Below are 20,421 nucleotides of genomic sequence, written 5' to 3'. Positions count from 1 at the left end.
CCGCCTCGGCGTGACGGACGACGCAGTTGTAGGCGACGTTGAGCTTGCCGCCGGTGAACCACTTCGCAACCGGAGCCGCCGACCAGTCCAGCACCTCGGTGAACGGCGTCTCCCAGGCCAGCCGATGCGCCTGCTCGGCCCAGAACGCCAGCCGGTCCCGATCAGCGTCGCGATACAGCGCTTCCTTCGCGTTCGCCTGTTCGGCGAACGCGGCGGCAGGCGGGTAGGAGGTGGGAGCTTCGGTCTCTGTGTCGGACATGGGTGTGAGCGTAGTCACCGACAGTTGCATCGACGTTGGCAACTCAACGACCCCGTGCGGCCCGCGTTGCGCAGTGTGGCACGCACTAGCGTGTCCACGTGGCCGCTTCCGATCCCCTCGCCCCGTTGGCGGAACTGCCGGGGGTCGCAGAGGCCGGGGAGGCTGCCCGCGAGGCGCTGGCGCTGGCCCACCGCCACAAGGCGAACCGGCGCGGTTGGCCCGCGTCGGCCTCCGAGGCGGCGATGCGAGCCGCCCGCGCGACGTCGGTGCTGGACGGGGCGTCGCTCGTCGTCGCCGAGGATGGTGAACCCGACGCCGTGCTGGCGGGTGCTCTGCGCGTCGCCGAAGCCCTCGAGGGCGAGGCGACGACGCTGGTGGGGGTCTGGAGACACGCGCCGCTGCAGGCGATCGCGCGGATTCATTCGCTGGCGGCCGTCGGCCTCACCGACGACGACCGGCTGGGCAGGCCCCGCGCCGCGGCCAGTGTCGGAAAGCGCCTCGGCTTGCTCGCCGACGTGGTGACGAGCACGCGAGTTCCGGCGCCGGTGCTGGCCGGAGTCGTGCACGGCGAACTGCTGACACTGCAGCCGTTCGGCGTCGCGGACGGCGTGGTGGCGCGGGGGGTGTCGCGGTTGGTGACCATCGCAAGTGGGCTCGACACCCATGGCCTCGGTGTGCCTGAGTCGTATTGGATGCGCAAGGTCGGCGATTACCGGGCCGCCGCACGAGGATTCGAGTCGGGGACGCGGGAGGGGTTGGCCGCGTGGCTCATCAACAGCAGCAGCGGGCTGAAGGCGGGCGCAAGGGAGGCGCTGAGCATCGCCGAGGCGGCACAGAAGTGACACCACTCAGCAAAATGAAGCGGGCGACGTTCCGAATCTGATTCGGCTCGTCGCCCGCCAGCACGGGACTTCGGGTACCAAGCGTGCTGTGTGGGTCGCGTGGGTGACCTCGGCGTTCTTACGATGCGCTACGGCTGCTGACCCCACCCAAGGGGTCGTCGCTTGGCGTCCGCTTTCCGCAATTACGCAGGCCCGCAACACTTCTGCCATTATAGCGGCGTGTGCTCCGCGTGGGTTCCGAGTTCCGTGCTGGGATGCCTGACTCGGGAGGACGAACCTTCTCTTCTGGCTCGACCTTGGCCTTGTCCGGCTTCCGTGACTCCTTTGTACTCCGTGACCGCGGTCACATCAAGGGCCAATTCTCCTGAGTCTCCAGATCATTATTGGACGGTGTCAGCAACAGCCGTTGCGAGAACGTCGCGAGGAGTCAGAACAGGAATCGGCGCAGCAACGAATACGTGAGTGCGCCGGCCGCCAGGGCACTGGCGCCGACGGCGACCGACGTGGCCACCGCGGCCCCGGACGGCGCGGAGATACGGTCCCTCAGGGACACCGGCCGGGAGAACGTCAGCACGGGCCAGTCGCGGCCGGTCGCCTCCCTGCGCAGTGCGCGGTCGGGATTGACCACGGTCGGATGGCCGACTGCCTCGAGCATCGGCAGGTCGGTGATCGAGTCGGAGTACGCATAACAGTGATCGAGTGAATAGCCTTCGCGGGCGGCGAGCTCCGCGATGGCCTCGACCTTGCCTTCGCCGTAGCAGTAGAACGCCACCTCGCCGGTGTACTTCCCGTCCTCGACGACCATCCGGGTTGCCATTGCGTGCGTGGCACCCAGGGCGCGCGCGATCGGAGCGACGATCTCCTCACCCGACGCCGAGACCACCACGACGTCGCGGCCACACAGTTTGTGGTCCGCGATGAGGTTCGCAGCCTCGGCGAACACCAGCGGGTCGACGATCTCGTGCATCGTCTCGCTGACTATCGACTTGACCTGTTCGACGTTCCAGCCGGTGCACATGGTTGTGATGTACGAGCGCATCCGATCCATCTGCTCGTGATCAGCGCCCGACATCAGGAAGAGGAACTGTGCGTAGGTCGACTTCAGCACGGCCTGGCGGTTGATCAGCCCCTGATCGAAGAACGGTTTGCTGAAAGCCAGGGTGCTCGATTTGGCGATCACCGTCTTGTCCAGATCGAAGAACGCCGCCGTGCGTACCGGCGGCTCCGGCGCGGTTCGCGGCTCGGCAGCGTCGGCCGAGGCAGAGCCGGAGGCGGTCACGGTTTCCAGCATATGCGGCGGGCGTGTCGGGTGAGTCGCAGAACTCGGTGAAGTGGCAGTGTCAGTCACCTGTCTCGGTCTGTAATATTCCAGGTCACCGTATGATTTCATTGAAAATTCATAGGGTTCCGATGACTTGTGCTGCCGTGCATCGTCGTGTGTATAGTGAGCATTACTCGGCTTATGCCGGGTGTGCATCAGCCCGACCCCCCGGGGCTGATACACGACGACCTCCGCCTCCTCCCCCCTGGCGGGGGTCGTCCCTTTTTCCGGACAAGTTCGGCAATTCCGCAGCGAATCGTAACGTCGTGCCCGACTGTTTGCGCTGTCCCGCCCGTACGCCGGTTCATCCACAGACGCTTCCTCATCCACAATCACGCCCGGTGGTATGGCCCTTGGTCGGACGGTGGCGCAAGAGTGGCGGCATGAGCACGAACAACGGCATTCTCTCGCTGGTCGCCGATGCCGCGCTGCGTCGCGACGTCGACCGCGTCGCCGCCGCGGCGGGGGTGCGCGTGGTCCACGCTGGTGAGCCGTCCAGTCGCAAGGTGTGGATGGGAGCATCGGCGATCGTCCTCGACGTCGACAGTGCTCGTCGTTGCGTCGGGCTGGGATTGCCGCGACGCGATCGCGTGCTGGTGATCGGTCCAACCGTGCCGACCCCCGAGGCATGGCGGGTCGCGATTTCCGTCGGTGCACAACGTGTGCTGTCGGTCCCCGACCAGGAGACCGAACTGGTGTCGGAGCTGTCCGATGCCGCCGAGTCGGCCACGGACGTCGATCGCCGCGGCGCGGTGGTGGCCGTGATCGGAGGGCGTGGCGGTGCCGGTGCGTCGGTATTCTCGACGGCGCTCGCACACGTTGCGCCGCGCGCCCTGCTGTTGGACGTCGACCCGTGGAGCGGTGGAATCGATCTGACTCTGGGCAGCGAGCACGACTCAGGGCTGCGCTGGCCGGACCTGGCCCTCGGCGGCGGCAGGATCGGCTACCCGGCCCTCTGCGCCGCGCTGCCCTCGAGACACGGCGTCGCCGTGCTCTCGGCCGGCCCGACGGATGGCGAGGTCGACGCCGCCGCATTGAGTGCGGTGATCGACGGAGGATGTCGCGGCGGCGCCACGATCATCTGCGATCTGCCGCGACGCGCGACTCCCGCGGTGGACGTCGCGCTCGACGTCGCGGACCTGGTCGTGCTCGTCGCCCCGGCCGACGTCAGGTCGTGTGCCGCCGCCGGAGCCATCGGGCAGTGGCTCGTGGCGACGAACCCGAACGTGGGTCTGGTGGTGAGGGGACCGTCCCCAGGAGGACTGCGCGCGGCGGACGTCGCACGCATCACGGGCCTGCCACTGCTCGCGGAGATGCGGTCACAGCCGGGCCTGGCGGCAGAACTCGAGCAGGACGGCCTGAGGCCGCGGCGGCGGTCGCCGTTGACGTCGGCCGCGCGGCGCGTGTTGGAGGTGCTGAACCGCCAGCCGGGATCGGTGACCGAGCTGGTGGCCTCGTGAGCGCCTCGCTTATCGAGCGGGTCAGGGAACGGTTGGCGACCGAGTCGGCGCCACTCTTGCCGAACGTGGTCGCCGCAGCCATCCGCGCGGAATCCTCCGGTGTGCTCGGCGACACCGATGTGTTGAGCAACCTGCGGCTACTCCAGACCGAACTCACGGGCGCGGGAATCCTCGAGCCCTTGCTGTGCGCCGAGGGCACCACCGACGTCCTCGTGTCCGCGCCCGATTCGGTCTGGGTGGACGACGGCACCGGCCTGCGGCGCAGCGCCGTCCGCTTCGACGACGAAGCCGCGGTGCGAAGGCTGGCTCAGCGGTTGGCGCTGTCCGCGGGACGCCGCCTGGACGAGGCGCAACCCTGGGTCGACGGGCAGCTGACCGGCTTGAGCGCGGGCGGGTTCACCGTGCGCCTCCATGCCGTGCTGCCACCGATTGCGCCCGCGGGAACGTGCCTGTCGTTGCGGGTGTTGCGTCCCGCGACCCAGGATCTTGGCGCGCTCGTCAGCGCGGGTGCGATCGCCGCGGAGGCCGCAGGCGTCCTCGACGACGTCATCGTCGCGCGGTTGGCCTTCCTCGTCTCCGGCGGGACCGGCGCGGGCAAGACCACGTTGTTGTCCGCTGCGTTGGGGGCCGTGGCGGCCGACGAGCGGATCGTCTGCGTGGAGGACGCACCCGAGCTCGCACCGCGGCACCCGCATCTGGTGAACCTGGTGGCCCGCTACGCCAACGTCGAGGGCGTCGGCGAGGTGACGGTGCGCGATCTCGTGCGGCAGGCGCTACGGATGCGACCCGATCGGATCGTGGTCGGCGAGGTGCGCGGCGGCGAAGTCGTCGACCTGCTCGCGGCGCTCAATACCGGTCACGACGGCGGCGCGGGCACGGTGCACGCCAACAGCCCCGCCGAAGTGCCTGCGCGACTCGAGGCGCTCGCAGCCGTTGGCGGACTGGGGCGTTCGGCGCTGCACAGCCAGCTCGCCGCCGCCGTCCGTGTTGTCTTACACGTCGGAAGGGACCGCGTGGGGGTACGCAGACTCGAAGAGATCGCGGTGCTGCGCAGACGGGATGACGGAATGGTGGTCGCGTCGAGCGCCTGGCACGCCGATCGCGGATTCGACTGCGGCATGGAATCTTTGAAGGAGCTTCTAACGGCGCGGGGCCGGACGTGACGGTAGCGGCATTGGCCTTGGCGCTGGCACTGATGGTCGCTCCACGACGCTCCAGCCAGCGGTTCGGCGCGCAGCGACCGTCGAGGCGCGCACCGCGGCGGGCGTGGATGCGCACCGCCTCGGTCGCGGGTGCGCTGGCCGTCGCGATGGTCGCCCCGCCTGCCGCCACCGTGGCGGGCGCCGTGGTCGCGGCCACGTTCGCGATGCGCCGCAGAGATTCCAGGGGGAGGGCCCGTCGGGCTAGGGAGTCTGCGGCACTGCAGGGTGCACTCGGCGTTCTGGTGGGGGAGCTGCGCGTGGGGGCGCACCCCGTCGTCGCATTCGAGTCAGCCGCTGCCGAGGTGGACGGTGCGGTCGCGACCTCGTTGCGGGCGGTTGCAGCACGGGCTCGACTGGGCGCCGACGTCGCCGCTGGATTGCGTTCGGTAGCTGGACGATCGACCCTTTCGGGGCACTGGGAACGGTTGTCGGTGTGCTGGCACCTGGCGCAGACGCAGGGATTGGCGATCGTCGCGCTGGTGCGGGCGGCCCAACGAGACATCGTCGAGCGGGAACGATTCGCCTCCACGGTCGCCGCTGGGATGGCGGGTGCGCGCGCCACCGCCGCGATTCTGGCTTGCCTACCGGTGCTGGGTGTCGGGTTGGGTCAGCTCATCGGCGCAGAGCCGGTGCGCTTCCTGCTCTCCGATGGCGTGGGCGGATGGCTGCTGATGATCGGCGTGGCACTGGCCTGTGCCGGTCTATGGTGGTCCGACCGAATCACCGCTCGGGTGATCGGATGAGTCTCGCCGCAATGCTCTTGGCCATCGCGGTGCTCGTCTCCGGCGGCCGGTCTCGGCTGCGGAGACAGGTGGAAGTTCCTGCCGCCACGCGCCTTCCGGCGGGCGACGGCGCCGACGATCCGCTTGCCGTCGCGTCGAGCCTCGACGTGTTCGCAGCCTGCCTGTCCTCAGGCATGGCGGTGGCAGGGGCGGCGCGGGCGACGGCTCCGTTCTCGCCGCGGCCGTTGGGCGAGGTCCTCGACCGCGCCGCGGATCTGCTGACGCTGGGCGCCGATCCCGTGACGGCCTGGGCGAACGTCGGCTCACCGGAGGACTCGCACGTGGAGGCGCTGTGCAGGCTGGCGCGACGATCGGCGGTGTCGGGAACTGCTCTGGCGCAGGCGGTCTCCGAGCTTGCCGACCAGTCGCGCTCGGATGCCGCCGATGCGGCAAGGGCTGCTGCCGAACGGGCATCCGTTCTCATCGCAGGTCCACTCGGTGTCTGCTACCTGCCCGCGTTCATATGTCTGGGAATCGTGCCGGTGGTGGTCGGCCTGGCGGGTGACGTACTCCAGTCGGGGGTGTGGTGAGCAGGACATGACTGGCGGAGGGACCGCGAGTCCAGGAGAAGGGATGGGGATTGATGACGATGATGGGCTGCGTTTTTCGCGGACTTCACCGGATGCAGGCTCGGATGACGATGCTTGCGGTGGACGAGTCCGGCATGTCGACAGTCGAGTACGCGATCGGCACGATCGCGGCGGCGGCGTTCGGCGCCATTCTGTACACGGTGGTCACGGGCGACTCGATCGTGAGTGCGTTGACCAACATCATCACCCGGGCGTTGAACACCAACGTCTGAGTTCGGTGCTGGGGGTCCCCCCGCTTGCGGGGGAGAGCGCAGCGACTCGGGGGATTCGTGGTGAGTCCGGCGGTGTCACGGTCGAGGCGGCCTTCGCGGTCGCCGCGCTGGCGGTGGTCCTGGTGTTGTGCGTGGGTGGGCTCGCCGCGGTCGGTATGCAGCTGCAGTGCATCGACTCGGCGCGGGAGGCTGCGCGGTTGGCGGCCCGTGGTGAGGAGGCCGCCGCCTCCGAGGCGGTGCGCAGGGGCGGACCCGCCGGTGCGGCGCTGTCGCTGCGCCACGACGGCGCCTTCGTCGTCTCGCGGGTCAGCTCGCGGTCGGTCCTGCTACCGGGGCTCACCATCGCCGCGGAGTCCGTTGCGGCGGTGGAGCCCGGCCTCTGAGCGGGGTTCGGCGAGTGTGATGGCGGCCGGGGTGATGACGGTACTGCTGGTCCTCACCGTGGCGGGCGCCGTCGTCGGCTCGGCGGTGATCGCCAGGCACCGCGCCCAGGCTGCCGCCGACCTCGCCGCGCTGGCCGCGGCGGCCCAAATCGCATCCGGTCGGGAGGCGGCGTGTGCGTCTGCGGAATCGCTCACCGCGGCGACGGGTGCCACGGTGTCGTCGTGCACGGTCACCGAGCTCGATGTCGTCGTGACGGTCGAGGTTCCGGTCAGCCTGGGGCGGTGGGGTCTTCACGCGGCACGTGCCCAAGCGCGCGCCGGACCGGTCGGATGACTAGGAGCGCGCGGCCTTCTCCGCGCGGGCCTTGGCCCGGCGAGTGGTCTTGCGCGGTGCCGGTGACGCCGTCAGCTCGTCCTCGGTCGGGACGCGCAGGGACAGCAGTCCGGCGAAGATGTCGTCGTCGATCTCGACCCGATGGGCCGTGACGTGGATGGGCGTCCACCCGCCGCCGACTGCCCGTAGCCGCAACACTCGCGAAGCGGCACCGGAATCGAACTCCGTTGCCATTGAGGCCATTTCGAGCTCGTCGTCGGGGTGGATCATCGTGAGGCCGTCCTCGCGGGCGTGCCAGTCGTAGAACGGGCACGGATCGTCGAGCCACTTCAGCAGCTTCCACGTCTTCAGATCGACCAGAGCACGATGGACACCTGGCCGAGCCAGTCCGTTGAGGATCCGTTGACCGAGATCGTTCAGCGGCACCGCGGAGTCGTCGTGGATGCTGCGCCAGTTCATGGCGCGACAGATCAGTCGATCGCGCCCGGTGTCGTCGGCTTCCTCGAGGACACGTGCGGCGAAGCCGACGGTGATGGGCTTGCCCGCGTGATCGATGACGTCCCAGGTGCTGCAGAAGGTTCGGCCGACCTCCGGCTTGATCGCAACCGCAAGCACCTTCGCCTCGCTCGGATTGAGATTGCGGGTGGGAAGGTCCTCGGCGAACGCCCGGCCCTGCGTCGACTCGACCGCTGGATCGAGGCCGCTGTTGATCAGTGACTCCGGCGTGTCCGTGGCGATCCCGTTCGTCAGATCCCACTTCAGTGGACCCGGCACCGGCCGGTCCGGAGGCGTCTCGTCGAGCGGTCCGATCCAGACGTGGACGCCGTGGATGCACCCGTCCGTCATCTGCACGATCTCGGTACGAATCACGCGGTCGCTCTTGGCGGTGAGGCTGCTGAGCGGCTTACCCGCGTGCACGGTCTCGCCGATGGCCGTCTGAATCGCCATCAGGTTGGGGTTGCGCCGCAAGAAGGCGCTGATCGGGACCAAATTCTTGGTCTGCTGCCCCTGCGCAACCACGGCCGGTTCGGCGCCGAGTGTCTCCACGAGGAGCCAGTCCGGGGTCATGGCGGCATCTTACCGTCGGGCGGTGCGCCGACATCGCGGGAGCCACGCTGCGAAATCGGTCGTGATCTACTCCGTGGGAGTGGTCTTGACGTAGGGCGCAGGCCCGTAGTTTAGCCTTCCGGCTTGCGCAGGCCCATGTTGGGAGGTAATTTTCGGGCTGTGCCCGGGTTATCCGGGACTGAGAACGGATCGCGTTGTCCGGCCGTTCCTCGAGATCGTCTGCGTGATCGGTGCGCCCTTCAGTGGTGTTCGCCGTTCGTCCGTGGAGGCGGCCGTCGAGGGGGTGGTCGCCGTCACGAGCGGTGATTTGCCAGCTCGCCGAGTACCAGACGCAGCACTAGGACGGCCCCCGCCTTGTCGAGCGGATCATTGCCGTTGCCGCACTTGGGCGATTGCACGCACGACGGGCACCCCGCCGGGCACTCGCACGACTCTATCGCCGCCGCCGTCGCGTCCCACCAGGTTGCGAGCTGACGGAACCCGCGGTCGGAGAACCCCGCACCACCGGGGTAGCCGTCGTAGACGAAGATCGTCGGCGTTCCCGACTCGGGGCCTACCGCCATCGACACGCCACCGATGTCGCCGCGGTCGCAACTGGCCACCAGCGGAAGCAGCCCGATCGCCGCGTGCTCGGCGGCGTGCAGTGAGCCCGGCACCCGCGTCTCGGCAATACCGCTGCGCTGCAAGGCCTCCGGTTCGATGGTGCACATGACCGCCATCGTGTCGAGGGTCTGGGTGGGCATGTCAAGGTCGACGAAGTCGATTACCTCGCCGTCGAGTCGCCGACGCAGGTAGCCGATCACCGTGTGGCTCACCGATACCGGTACCAGTCCCACGGTGACGGACCCGATTGCTCGTCGCTCGCCGGGACCCGTGACGGTGACATCGGTGATCTCCCTGGCCGACGTCGAGTAGCCCGGATCGTCGGCCCGCACGAAGGCAATACCGTCCTCGAAGTCCAGCGAGTCGACGACATAGCTCTCACCCTGATGGAGGTACACCGCGCCGGGATGCACCGACGACGGAGCCTGCCCCGCGCCCGTGCTGCCGAGCATCCGGCCCGTTCCGGTCTCGAGGATCGCGATCTGTCCGCCCGAGGATCCACGGATGTCGACGGCCGAGTGTGGATCCAGCCCGGGGGCGGGAAAGTAGCCGGCAGGCCGCCGCCTCAGCAGCCCGTCGTCGACGAGTGCGTCGGCGACGACCTCGGCGCCCCACGTTCGCACCTCGCTGGTGGTGAGGGGAAGTTCCGTTGCGGCGCAGAGTAACTGGGGGCCGAGGACATAGGGATTGGACGGATCGATGACGACGCGCTCGATCGGCCTGTCCAGCAGCGCGGTAGGGTGGTGCACCAGGAAGGTGTCCAGTGGATCGTCCCTCGCGATGAGCACGATCAGGGCACTCTGACCGCGTCGACCCGCGCGCCCGGCCTGCTGCCAGAACGACGTGACCGTGCCGGGGAAGCCGGCCAGCACGACCGCGTCGAGACCGGCGATGTCGACGCCGAGCTCGAGGGCGTTGGTGGTGGCGAGGCCGCGCAGCTCGCCGTCGGCGAGTGCCCGCTCCAGGGCCCGTCGGTCCTCGGCCAGATATCCCGCGCGGTAGGACGCGACGAGGTCCGCGAGTTCGGGCGCAACGTCCTCCAACCGGGCCCGGGCCCCCAGGGCGGTCAGCTCCGCGCCGCGGCGCGACCGGACGAACGTCAGCGTGCGGGCCCCCTCGGCAATCAGGTCGGCCATTACCCGCGCCGCCTCTGCACCCGCGGACCGCCTCACCGGAGCGCCGTTCTCACCGGTGATGTCATGACGCAGAGCGGGCTCCCACAGGGCCACCGTCCGACCGCCCTGCGGGGAGCCGTCGTCCGTGACCTCGGCGACCGTGTGTCCCAGCAGCTCCGATGCCGTGGCCGCGGGTGACGACGTCGTCGCACTCGCGAAGATCACGGTCGGCCCCGAGCCGTCGCTCGCGCCGTAGCGCTCGCACAACCGCATCAGCCGGCGCAGCACCATCGCCACGTTGGAACCGAATATGCCTCGGTAGTAATGACATTCATCCACGACGATGAATTTCAAGTGGCGCAGGAAGAGCGCCCAGCGGGCATGGTTCCGCAACAGCGAGAGGTGGATCATGTCGGGGTTGGAGAAGATCCATCGTGAGTTCTCGCGGGCGAACCGGCGTCCGTCTTGGCTGCTGTCGCCGTCGTACGGACTGGGTCCGACGTTGGCCAGGCCCGCCACGGCGTTGGTCAGTGACTGGGCGGCGCGCAACTGGTCGTGTCCGAGGGCCTTCGTCGGCGAGAGATACAACGCCCGCGCCAGGGGGTCCGACCCGAGGGTGGCCAGGATCGGAAGTTGGTACGCGAGCGACTTGCCCGACGCGGTGCCGGTGCTGAGCACCACGTGGCGGCCGGAGTGGGCGAGGTCGGCGGCCGCGGATTGGTGGGACCAGGGCTGCGTGATGCCCCGGTCGACGAAGACCCGCACGACGTCCGGGTCGGCCCACTGCGGCCAGGGTCGGCAGTGGGCCTGGCGGGGGGCGAGATCGGAAACGTGGCGCAGTGGGTGCTCGCCGGGATCGGTGCCGTCGACCGCACACGCGAGGAGATCGCGACCGAAGTCCAACGATCGCTGCGGCACCCGGTCAGGCACTGTCCGTCCTTCCGAAATCGCCGTTGAACCCCAGGTCAGGCCAGGGCGCACGGCACCCCGTCAACCGTCGGTCACGGGGCCGTGACGAGTCTGTCGCGAGGGCGTTCTACATGATTGACTATGCCTGGTCGCAGCTTCTGCGTTCGCATGTCGGCCCTCGCAGGAACGGGCCCGGCGCACCGGAAATCGGTGGGCCGCACCCGAGGAACATAGAAGGAATGAAGTAGCCATGCCGCAGGGAACGGTGAAGTGGTTCAACCCGGAGAAGGGTTTCGGGTTCATCGAACAGGACGACGGCTCCGGCGACGTGTTCGTCCACTACAAGCAGATTCAGTCAGACGGGTTCCGCACCCTCGAGGAGAAGCAGAAGGTTGAGTTCGAAGTCGAGCAGAGCCCGAAGGGGCCGCAGGCGGTGAACGTCCGCGCCCTCTGAGCGCTCGAGCCCGACGAACTGTCAGCCGGGTACGCGGCACGGTGCCGCAGCGGGAATGCGGTGCTGGCCTAATGTCGGGGTCGTGAGCCAGCTGTCCTTCTTCTCGGCGGAGGCGGTGCCCCCTGCGGTCGCCGACCTCACCGGGATCCTGGCCGCCCCGGGACAGGTGGTCCTGGTCGGCCAGGGCGACGGGCAGGCTGCGAGGCTGTCGGTGGTGGTCGATGAGCTGTGGCGCGCCCAGGCGCTGGCCGAGATGATCGCCGAGGCCGGTCTGCAGCCGGAGATCGGGCGCACGGACGAGAACACCCCGCTGGTTCGGACCGCGGTCGATCGCCGGTTGTCGTCCATCGCCATGGACTGGACGCGCGGTGCGGTCAAGACGGTCCCTCCTCAGTGGCTGCCCGGTCCGCGCGAGTTGCGGGCGTGGACCCTGGCCGCCGGAACCCCCGAGGCCGACCGCTACCTGCTCGGACTGGACCCGCACGCGCCGGATACGCATTCCGCACTCGCTTCGGCGATGATGCGGGTGGGAATCGCACCAACCTTGATCGGTACCCGTGGGGCACACCCGGCCTTGCGGATCAGTGGCCGCAGACGCCTATCGCGCCTGGTAGAGAACGTGGGGGAACCCCCAGGGGACACCGACGCGTTCCAGCAATGGCCACGCACCTGATGCCTCCATGGGATGAAGCCAGTTTGCGTACGCTCGCCCGGAGTGCGAAATTGTCAGTTGCCTTAGGCAGGTGGGGCCGCCGATTAGTGGCCCCGCGTCCATTGGCGCATAGAAGTGGAGCGTAAACGGAGTTGGCTGACCAGGACGGTGGCAGCGGCAGAATTCGGCGACTCGTAATAGTCGAGTCGCCGACCAAGGCGCGCAAAATCGCCGGATACCTCGGCTCCAGCTACATCGTCGAGTCGTCTCGCGGGCACATCCGCGACCTGCCTCGCGCCGCAGCCGACGTCCCGGCCAAGTACAAGTCCGAGCCGTGGGCACGCCTCGGCGTGAACGTCGACGCCGACTTCGAACCGCTCTACATCATCAGCCCGGAGAAGAAGAGCACCGTCACCGAGCTCAAGGCCCTGCTCAAGGATGTCGACGAGCTGTACCTGGCGACGGACGGTGACCGCGAGGGCGAGGCGATCGCCTGGCACCTGCTGGAGACGCTCAAGCCGCGCATACCGGTCAAGCGGATGGTGTTCCACGAGATCACCGAGTCGGCCATCCGGGCCGCCGCCGAGGATCCGCGGGACCTGGACATCGACCTCGTCGACGCCCAGGAGACCCGCCGCATCCTGGACCGCCTCTACGGCTACGAGGTCAGCCCCGTGCTGTGGAAGAAGGTCGCGCCGAAGCTGTCGGCCGGCCGCGTCCAGTCGGTGGCGACCAGGATCATCGTGTCGCGGGAGCGCGAGCGCATGGCGTTCCGCACCGCCGGGTACTGGGACGTCACCGCCGAACTCGACGCCAGCGTCTCGGACGCGCAGGCGTCACCGCCGAAGTTCACGGCCAAGCTCAACTCGGTCGACGGCAGGCGGGTGGCCAGCGGCCGCGACTTCGACTCGCTCGGAGCGGTCCGAAAGCCCGACGAGGTGCGGGTTCTCGACCAGACGTCGGCGACCGCACTCGCCGGTGGCTTGCGGGGCGCCCAGCTCAGCGTGGCGTCGGTGGAGCAGAAGCCCTATACCCGCCGTCCATATCCGCCGTTCATGACCTCCACGTTGCAGCAGGAGGCCGGACGCAAGCTGCGATTCTCCTCCGAGCGGACCATGAGCATCGCGCAGCGGCTGTATGAGAACGGCTACATCACCTACATGCGTACCGACTCGACGACGCTGTCGGAGACGGCGATCAACGCGGCGCGCAACCAGGCCGGGCAGCTCTACGGCGAGGAGTACGTCCACCCGACGGCGCGCCAGTACACCCGCAAGGTCAAGAACGCGCAGGAGGCGCACGAGGCGATCAGGCCCTCTGGCGACGTCTTCCAGACACCGGGCCAGCTGCACAGCAAGCTCGACAACGACGAGTTCCGGCTCTACGAGTTGGTCTGGCAGCGCACCGTGGCCTCGCAGATGGCCGACGCCAGGGGCACCACGCTGTCGTTGCGCATCGCGGGTGCCGCCAGCACGGGCGAACAGGTCGTGTTCAGCGCCAGCGGCCGCACGATCACGTTCCCCGGCTTCCTGAAGGCCTACGTCGAGAGCCTCGACGAGCAGGCCGGCGGTGAGGCCGACGACGCCGAGAGCCGGCTGCCGAACCTGACCCAGGGGCAGCGGGTCGACGCCACGGACCTCGCCGCGGACGGCCACAACACCAGCCCGCCCGCCCGCTATACCGAGGCGTCGCTGATCAAGCAGCTGGAAGAGCTGGGCATCGGGCGGCCTTCGACGTACTCGTCGATCATCAAGACCATCCAGGACCGCGGGTACGTCCACAAGAAGGGCAGCGCCCTGGTCCCGTCGTGGGTGGCGTTCGCGGTCACGGGTCTGCTCGAGCAGCACTTCGGACGGCTGGTCGACTACGACTTCACCGCTGCCATGGAGGACGAACTCGACCAGATCGCCTCCGGCAACGAGCGACGGACCAACTGGCTCAACAACTTCTACTTCGGTGGCGAGCACGGTGTCGAGGGCTCCATCGCCCGCTCCGGTGGACTCAAGAAACTCGTCGGCGGCAATCTCGAAGAGATCGACGCGCGAGAAGTCAACTCCATCAAGCTGTTCGACGACGATCAGGGCCGGGCGATCAACGTCCGGGTTGGCAGGAACGGTCCGTACCTGGAGCGGATGGTCGCGGACGAGGACGGCGAGGCTGGCGAGCTCAAGCCGCAGCGCGCCAACCTGAAGGACGAGCTGACCCCCGACGAGCTCACCATCGAGCTCGCCGAGAAGTTGTTCTCCACACCGCAGGAGGGCCGCATCCTCGGCGTCGACCCGGTGTCGGGACACGAGGTCGTCGCCAAGGATGGTCGGTACGGTCCGTACGTCACCGAGGTGCTGCCTCCACCTCCCGACGAGCCGGAGGACGGCGCGGCCGCCAAGAAGGGCAAGACGCCGCCCACCGGTCCGAAGCCGCGCACCGGCTCGTTGCTGCAGTCGATGGATCTGGAGACGGTGACGCTCGAGGACGCGCTGAGGCTGCTGTCGTTGCCGCGCGTCGTCGGCCCCGACCCGGCCAACGGCGAGGAGATCACCGCGCAGAACGGCCGCTATGGCCCATACCTGAAGCGCGGCACCGATTCTCGATCGTTGGTCACCGAGGATCAGATGTTCACCATCACCCTCGACGAGGCATTGAAGATCTACGCCGAGCCCAAGCGGCGTGGCGGGCAGGGTGCGGCGACGCCACCGTTGCGTGAGCTCGGAGCCGATCCGGTGTCGGAGAAGCCGATGGTGATCAAGGACGGCCGTTTCGGTCCGTACGTCACCGACGGCGAGACTAACGCCAGCTTGCGCAAGGGCGACGACGTCATGTCGATCACCGACTCGCGGGCCTCCGAACTGTTGGCCGACCGTCGGGCGCGGGGCCCCGTCAAGAAGAAGGCGCCCGCGAAGAAGGCCGCCAAGAAGACGCCGGCCAAGAAGGTGCCAGCCAATAAGGCCGCCGCGAAGAAGGGCTAGTTCTGCACCTTGCTCGGAACATCGCTTGGTGCAGCGAGATTCAGCGGCCGCGCCAACTGCGTCGGAAACGAGCGGCCGCGCAGTTCCACGATCTCGCCGACGTCCCAGCACAGGGCTTCGGCGTCGAGTGCACCGCTCACCGCGATGGCCGAGGCAAGCACGTGTCCCTCTTCCAGCTTGGCCAGCTCGGTGAGTCGGGCGGCTTCGTTGACCGGATCGCCGATGACGGTGTATTCAAAGCGCGCCTGAGCGCCGATGTGGCCGGCGATGGCCCGCCCTGCCGACACGCCGATGCCGAAGTCCGTCTGGCCCAACACCTCGATCAGTTCGTCGTGGAGTTCGCGCGACGCCGCAAGGGCGGCGCCCGAGGCGTCGGGGTGCTCGATCGGCGCGCCGAAGATGGCAAGCGCGGCGTCGCCCTGGAACTTGTTGACGAATCCGCCGTGCCGGTTGACGCTGTCGACGATGACGCGGAAGAACTCGTTGAGCAGGCTCACGACCTCGGATGCGGGCCGGGTCGACGCCAGCTGGGTGGACCCGACCAGGTCGACGAACAGCACGGCGACGTCGCGTTCCTGACCGCCCAGTTCGGTGCCGCGCTCCAGGGCGCGACGGGCGACGTCCTCGCCGACGTAACGACCGAACAGGTCTCGGAGTCGTTGCCGCTCGGCCAGATCGCGGACCATGTCGTTGAATCCGGCCTGCAGCAGGCCCAATTCGCTGGCGTCGTAGATCTGCATGTGGGCGTTGTAATTGCCCCGCTGCACTTCGCCGAGGGCCCAGCGCAATTGGCGCAGCGGGTCCGCGATCGACATCGCCACCAGGACGGTGCCCGCAAGGCCGATGACGAATGCGGCGATGGCCAGCAACAGGATCGGCGTGTTGAGCCGCTCGGCGGGCGCGGTCAGGATCTGGAACTTGCTTGCCACCAGCGCCAGCACGATCGCCAGGATCGGGACGGCGGTGGACAGCACCCAGGTGAGCACCTGGCGCTGGATGACTCCGGGAGCCTTGAAGCCCTCGGGAACGCCGCCGCGTAGGGCGGCGACGGCGACCGGCCGCAGCACCCGCTCGGACTGCAGGTAACCGATGATCGCCGTGGCCGTCGCGCCGAGCGCCGCGGCGACGGCCACGACGGGCGCCGAGTGGCTGGCGACGGGCCAGCTGGCGACGATGAAGACGATCGAGCCAAGGCACCAGTTGACGACGTTGATGACCGCGCGGTAGTACGGCATCTTCAGGGCCCGGACCCGCGCCAGTTCGGTCACGGCCGGATCGCCTGCCGCGAGCAGTGAGTCGCGCCGCTGCCAACGGATCACCGGGATCAGCAGCCGCAGGGTCAGCCAGGCCAGCACGGTGAACGAGACGAACAGATAGCCCAAGAAGATGGCCAGGTTCAACGCGGGGAGGTCCTGGAGCTGGACGCGGTCCTCGGCCGGCAGCCCGAAACGCAGGAACCCAAGCACCAGCAAGGCGCCGATGATGTCGGCCTGCAGCATGCCGAGCGTGAAGACCGGCCACGGCGTGCGAGCCACCCATCGGACGAATGCGGTGATTCGCCCCATCGGTGGTGCCTGCGTGGTCATCCGACAACCGTATCGGTCCCAAGCGACCGGTATGGGCGCCGTTCAAGACGTCGTGTCGTGTTCGCGCACTAGTGTTGGCTCTCGATGAGCGGTGTTTTCTCGCGTCTGGTCGGTCAGGATGCCGTCGAAGCGGAGTTGGTGGCCGCGGCGCGTGCCGCCCGCGGTGATTCAGCTCACAACCCCCTGGCTGGGGGCGCGATGAGCGGCAGCATGACGCACGCGTGGCTGATCACGGGACCGCCCGGTTCGGGCCGGTCCATCGCCGCGGTGTGCTTCGCCGCGGCCCTGCAGTGCACGTCCGACGGTGTTCCCGGCTGTGGAGAGTGCCGGGCCTGCACCACCACGATGGCGGGCACTCACGGCGATGTGCGGCGCATCATTCCCGAGGGCCTCACGATCGGTGTGAAGGAGATGCGCGCCATCGTGCAGACCGCGTCGCGGCGGCCGAGCACGGGGCGCTGGCAGGTCGTGGTGGTCGAGGACGCCGACCGCCTCACCGAGGGCGCCGCGAATGCGCTTCTGAAGGTGGTGGAGGAGCCGCCGCCGTCGACGGTGTTCCTGCTGTGTGCACCGTCGGTGGATCCCGAGGACATTGCGATCACCCTGCGGTCGCGCTGCCGCCACCTGGCGTTGGTGACTCCACGACTCGACGCGATCGCCCAGGTGTTGATCGACAACGACGGGATGCCCGAGAAGGACGCCCGGTGGGCGGCGTCGGTCAGCGGTGGTCACGTCGGCCGGGCGCGCCGATTGGCCACCGACGAGCAGGCCAGGGGGCGCCGGGAGCGCGCACTTGGGCTCGCGCGGGACGCGGCGACGCCCTCGCGGGCGTACGCGGCAGCCGAGGAGTTGGTAGCCACCGCCGAGGCGGAATCCAAGGCGCTGACGGTGGACCGCGACGAGGCCGAGACCGAGGAGCTGCGGACCGCCCTCGGTGCCGGTGGCACGGGCAAGGGTGCTGCCGGTGCCATGCGAGGCGCCACCGGAGCGCTGAAAGACCTTGAGAAACGCCAGAAGCTGCGGCAGACGCGGGCGTCGCGCGACGCGCTGGACCGTGCCCTGATCGATCTGGCGACGTACTTCCGCGATGCGCTGCTGGTGTCCTCGGGCGCAGGCGCCGTGCAGGCCAACCATCCGGACATGGCGGACAAGGTCGCCGCGATGGCAGCGCACGTGCCGCCGGACCGGTTGCTCCGCTGTATCGAGGCGGTGCTGCAGTGCCGCGAGGCGTTGACGGTGAACGTCAAGCCGAAGTTCGCGGTCGATGCGTTGGTGGCGACCGTGGGGCAGGCGCTGCGCGGCTGACGATTCAGACGTCAGGTGATCGAATTGGGTGCTCGGCATGTGCTCACGTACACTCGTTCCGCCCAGCCGAAGGTCTTCGGTCAGGCGTGCCGCCTTAGCTCAGTCGGTAGAGCGTCTCACTCGTAATGAGAAGGTCCCGGGTTCGATTCCCGGAGGCGGCCCCACGACGGCGCGTTCTGACGCGTGGTGATGCGAACCAAGCTGGTTCGCCGTTGGACGGCTAACCCGTTCACTCTTCGTCCGCGAGCGCTTTCGCGGCGGTTCCTGGCAGTGGCCGCCGCAGGGAAGCCCGCGTGGCCGCTGGCGTGGTAGACGACCTCGGCGAGTTCGTCGTCGGACAGGCCGTTGGTGCGGGCGATCTTGAAGTGGTAGTGCAATTCGTCGTTGGCGCGCAGCGCGATCAGGATGCCCAGCGTGACGAGGCTGCGGTCGCGCCTGCTGATTCCGTCCCGTGTCTACAGTCGGCCGAAGACACTCTCGACGCCGATGTCCATCAGATCGGGGGCGAAGCCGTCGGTGCCGAAGTCGACCTGATCATTGGGGCCGTCCGGAAGCACGCCGGGCAGCTCACGAAAGACGCGCAGACCTTCGTCACGTAAGTTAGTCATGCTTAGTAGTCTGGCACAGTGAGCCGCTAGGGCGGTGCCACGTAACCGACGGGCCCGGAGGCGAGGCACACCGAGAGCGCGGAGGTGTTGGCACGCGCCACGATTGCGTCACCGGCGCCGGACAGGCGCACGAAGACGCGGTTGAGTCCGGGGTGCACTGGCACCCTCGTCTCGTCGCCGTCGGACAGCGCGAACGTCATCGAACCGTCGCTGTTGGCCAGGTAGTTGATCTCGGCCGTCCACTCCGTCGGAAGCATGGGCCCGTCCAGCGGCATCCGAACCGGCGCGTCGGGTTGGACGAGGTAACCGCACTGGGGTTTGGGCCCTGGAAGGGTGTGCCGCACCCAGGTCACCTGGGCGGCAACGAGGTGGCCCTTGCGGTCGAACGTGCGCAGATCAGTTGTGCTGGTGCTGAATTCGGGCCGGTCACGGGCCACGGCGAACACATGGCTGAAGAGGTTCTCCGGCCAGGCGAAGCGTTGCAGGATGAGTGGGTCGACCTCCTGGTCGAGCAAGGGGGCCTTGGTCTCGGCGTTGGCGGTCGCGAGACTCGTCAGAACGTTGTGGACGTACGCCTTGGTCGGGTTGTTGCGCCAGCTCTTCGTGAACGTGACCGTGGAGTAGCCACTGCTGACGGCGAAAAGGGCTGCGACCGAGACGATTACGGCCGTGCGGGCGCGCGAGGCGTCCAGCCAAGCCACTCCCGCGCGGTTCGGTGCACAGAATCCGACGGCCGCCAGCAGCGCCAGCACCACGGCCAGGTCGGGCAGGTAGCGCAGCGTCTGCGCCAGTTCGATCGCGGTGAATCGGGACGACCGCATGAGGTAGATCGGCACCTGGCAGGCCACGGCGTACCCCGCGGCCGCCAGCCACAGCGCCTTGGCGTGTTCCTTGCGCTTCACCGACACCGCGATGACCGCAGGCAGCACCAGCCAGCCCACCATCATCACCGCAACACCCGGCAGTGCCCATGGCGAGGACGGCGCCCAACGCTCCCATGTCCACGGGCCGCCGATGAGGCCGGGGACGATTCCGTGCGTCACCGAGCGGACCAGTAGATCACCCGTCATCGTGAGGTCGAGGGTCCAACGCCGCTGGTCCACGACGACGAAATACAGCCCGACCCACGCCGCAACCAGCGCCAGCGACGCAATCCACAACCGAAAACCGCCGCGCCACACGGTCTTCACCGCGGTGCGGTCGCCAAGGACGTAGGCCAGCAGCGCCGCGATCGCGAAGGCGACGAACGGAATGACCGCGGCCTTCTCGAAGAACAGCAGCCCGATGAAGAACACCGCGGTCCCGGCGACCGCGTAGCGCTGGTTGCCCGTGCGGACCAGCAGGATCGCGTCCGCACAAACCCACGCCATCGCCGCGATCATCGGCAACGCGTTCAGGGCGGCCGCCCACCAAGCGAACGCGGGCAGTCCCAGCGGGCTGAACAACGCGAATGCCAAGGGGACCAACAGTGCCGGGCGCCATCCGAGGATCACATAAAGTGCGCGCAGCAACGCCAGCGATGCGACGAGTTGCAGTATCACCAGGCTGATGGCCGGCCAGATCCAGTCGAACGGCGCGAGCCTGGTGATGCCGCCCGCGACGAGGAACGCCGCGGGCATGACGTGACCGTCGTGATCGTCGAACAGATACGACGGCGACAGAAGACTTTGGGTGCCCGCGCGGGCGATCAGGATCAGGTCATCCCAGTAGAAGTAGCCCTGGAATGCGAGCACCGTCCGGACGACGAGTTGCAGCACGATCAGCACGGCG

At 68.4% G+C, this 20,421-nt stretch carries 18 protein-coding genes, 1 tRNA gene and 1 pseudogene; 13 read left to right on the top strand and 7 right to left on the bottom strand.

Annotation, left to right across the window (positions count from 1 at the left end):
- Positions 1 to 259 (bottom strand): acetyl-coenzyme A synthetase N-terminal domain-containing protein (locus tag QOI01_RS02200; protein ID WP_526378166.1); only part of this gene is annotated, 259 nt, incomplete at its 3' end.
- 98 nt (positions 260 to 357) lie between these two features.
- Here QOI01_RS02200 and QOI01_RS02195 point away from each other — a divergent pair.
- A complete protein-coding gene (locus tag QOI01_RS02195) occupies positions 358 to 1,101 on the top strand; it encodes a Fic family protein (RefSeq protein ID WP_526378164.1) in 744 nt (247 codons plus the stop codon).
- A gap of 427 nt (positions 1,102 to 1,528) precedes the next feature.
- Here the strand turns inward: QOI01_RS02195 and QOI01_RS02190 are convergent, their stop codons facing one another.
- A complete protein-coding gene (locus QOI01_RS02190; protein WP_526378162.1) occupies positions 1,529 to 2,392 on the bottom strand; it encodes an HAD-IB family hydrolase in 864 nt (287 codons plus the stop codon).
- Between the two features lie 413 nt (positions 2,393 to 2,805).
- Here QOI01_RS02190 and ssd point away from each other — a divergent pair, with 413 nt between their 5' ends.
- The 7 genes from ssd (at position 2,806) to QOI01_RS02155 (ending at position 7,385) form a co-directional block, all read left to right on the top strand.
- The gene (gene ssd / locus QOI01_RS02185; RefSeq protein WP_526378160.1) at positions 2,806 to 3,882 is read left to right on the top strand and encodes a septum site-determining protein Ssd; all 1,077 of its coding nucleotides are present in this window, start codon (positions 2,806 to 2,808) and stop codon (positions 3,880 to 3,882) included.
- Complete coding sequence (locus QOI01_RS02180) at positions 3,879 to 5,045, top strand: TadA family conjugal transfer-associated ATPase (RefSeq protein ID WP_526378158.1); 1,167 nt, start codon at positions 3,879 to 3,881, stop codon at positions 5,043 to 5,045. The genes ssd and QOI01_RS02180 overlap by 4 nt, the downstream gene beginning before the upstream one ends.
- Positions 5,042 to 5,827, top strand: coding sequence for a type II secretion system F family protein (locus QOI01_RS02175; protein WP_526378156.1), 786 nt, complete (start codon positions 5,042 to 5,044; stop codon positions 5,825 to 5,827). Before QOI01_RS02180 ends, QOI01_RS02175 begins: the two co-directional genes overlap by 4 nt.
- Positions 5,824 to 6,396 (top strand): type II secretion system F family protein, encoded by a 573-nt coding sequence (locus tag QOI01_RS02170; protein WP_526378154.1) that lies wholly within the window; start codon positions 5,824 to 5,826, stop codon positions 6,394 to 6,396. The genes QOI01_RS02175 and QOI01_RS02170 overlap by 4 nt, the downstream gene beginning before the upstream one ends.
- Positions 6,397 to 6,488: 92 nt before the next feature.
- The gene (locus QOI01_RS02165) at positions 6,489 to 6,668 is read left to right on the top strand and encodes a DUF4244 domain-containing protein (RefSeq protein ID WP_526378174.1); all 180 of its coding nucleotides are present in this window, start codon (positions 6,489 to 6,491) and stop codon (positions 6,666 to 6,668) included.
- A gap of 5 nt (positions 6,669 to 6,673) precedes the next feature.
- On the top strand, positions 6,674 to 7,051 hold the full coding sequence (locus QOI01_RS02160) for a TadE family type IV pilus minor pilin (protein ID WP_526378152.1): 378 nt from the start codon (positions 6,674 to 6,676) through the stop codon (positions 7,049 to 7,051).
- Entirely contained in the window at positions 7,026 to 7,385 is a 360-nt protein-coding gene (locus tag QOI01_RS02155; RefSeq protein WP_526378150.1) for an Rv3654c family TadE-like protein, read from the top strand. Before QOI01_RS02160 ends, QOI01_RS02155 begins: the two co-directional genes overlap by 26 nt.
- Here the strand turns inward: QOI01_RS02155 and QOI01_RS02150 are convergent, their stop codons facing one another.
- Positions 7,386 to 8,453, bottom strand: coding sequence for a PAS domain-containing protein (locus QOI01_RS02150; RefSeq protein WP_526378148.1), 1,068 nt, complete (start codon positions 8,451 to 8,453; stop codon positions 7,386 to 7,388).
- 293 nt (positions 8,454 to 8,746) lie between these two features.
- Complete coding sequence (gene sftH, locus QOI01_RS02145) at positions 8,747 to 11,074, bottom strand: DNA 3'-5' helicase SftH (RefSeq protein WP_526378172.1); 2,328 nt, start codon at positions 11,072 to 11,074, stop codon at positions 8,747 to 8,749.
- Positions 11,075 to 11,330: 256 nt separating this feature from the next.
- Between sftH and QOI01_RS02140 the strand changes: the two genes are divergently transcribed.
- The 3 genes from QOI01_RS02140 to topA all read left to right on the top strand — a co-directional run bounded on the left by QOI01_RS02140 (position 11,331) and on the right by topA (position 15,152).
- Positions 11,331 to 11,534, top strand: a complete 204-nt coding sequence (locus QOI01_RS02140; RefSeq protein ID WP_526378146.1) for a cold-shock protein — start codon at positions 11,331 to 11,333, stop codon at positions 11,532 to 11,534.
- A gap of 82 nt (positions 11,535 to 11,616) precedes the next feature.
- Positions 11,617 to 12,207: a hypothetical protein gene (locus QOI01_RS02135; RefSeq protein ID WP_526378144.1), complete on the top strand. Its 591-nt coding sequence runs from the start codon at positions 11,617 to 11,619 to the stop codon at positions 12,205 to 12,207.
- Positions 12,208 to 12,338: 131 nt separating this feature from the next.
- Positions 12,339 to 15,152, top strand: coding sequence for a type I DNA topoisomerase (gene topA / locus QOI01_RS02130; protein ID WP_526378142.1), 2,814 nt, complete (start codon positions 12,339 to 12,341; stop codon positions 15,150 to 15,152).
- Here topA and QOI01_RS02125 read toward each other — a convergent pair.
- The gene (locus QOI01_RS02125; RefSeq protein ID WP_526378140.1) at positions 15,149 to 16,738 is read right to left on the bottom strand and encodes an adenylate/guanylate cyclase domain-containing protein; all 1,590 of its coding nucleotides are present in this window, start codon (positions 16,736 to 16,738) and stop codon (positions 15,149 to 15,151) included. The two genes, topA and QOI01_RS02125, sit on opposite strands and share 4 nt — an antisense overlap.
- An 84-nt stretch (positions 16,739 to 16,822) precedes the next feature.
- On the opposite strand from QOI01_RS02125, the gene QOI01_RS02120 reads away from it, so the two are divergent.
- Together QOI01_RS02120 and QOI01_RS02115 are read left to right on the top strand one after the other, a co-directional pair.
- A complete protein-coding gene (locus QOI01_RS02120) occupies positions 16,823 to 18,043 on the top strand; it encodes a DNA polymerase III subunit delta' (protein ID WP_526378138.1) in 1,221 nt (406 codons plus the stop codon).
- Between the two features lie 88 nt (positions 18,044 to 18,131).
- A tRNA-Thr gene (locus QOI01_RS02115) sits at positions 18,132 to 18,207 on the top strand.
- Between the two features lie 102 nt (positions 18,208 to 18,309).
- Here QOI01_RS02115 and QOI01_RS02110 read toward each other — a convergent pair.
- Positions 18,310 to 18,651 (bottom strand): annotated as a pseudogene (locus QOI01_RS02110) (carboxymuconolactone decarboxylase family protein); the annotation flags it as partial.
- Positions 18,652 to 18,677: 26 nt separating this feature from the next.
- Positions 18,678 to 20,417, bottom strand: a complete 1,740-nt coding sequence (locus tag QOI01_RS02105; RefSeq protein WP_526378137.1) for a hypothetical protein — start codon at positions 20,415 to 20,417, stop codon at positions 18,678 to 18,680.
- Positions 20,418 to 20,421: the final 4 nt, after the last annotated feature.

It is taken from the genome of Mycobacterium sp. (assembly GCF_032162605.1).
GTDB lineage: Bacteria > Actinomycetota > Actinomycetes > Mycobacteriales > Mycobacteriaceae > Mycobacterium.
This window is presented reverse-complemented; position numbering and strand designations above follow the sequence as displayed.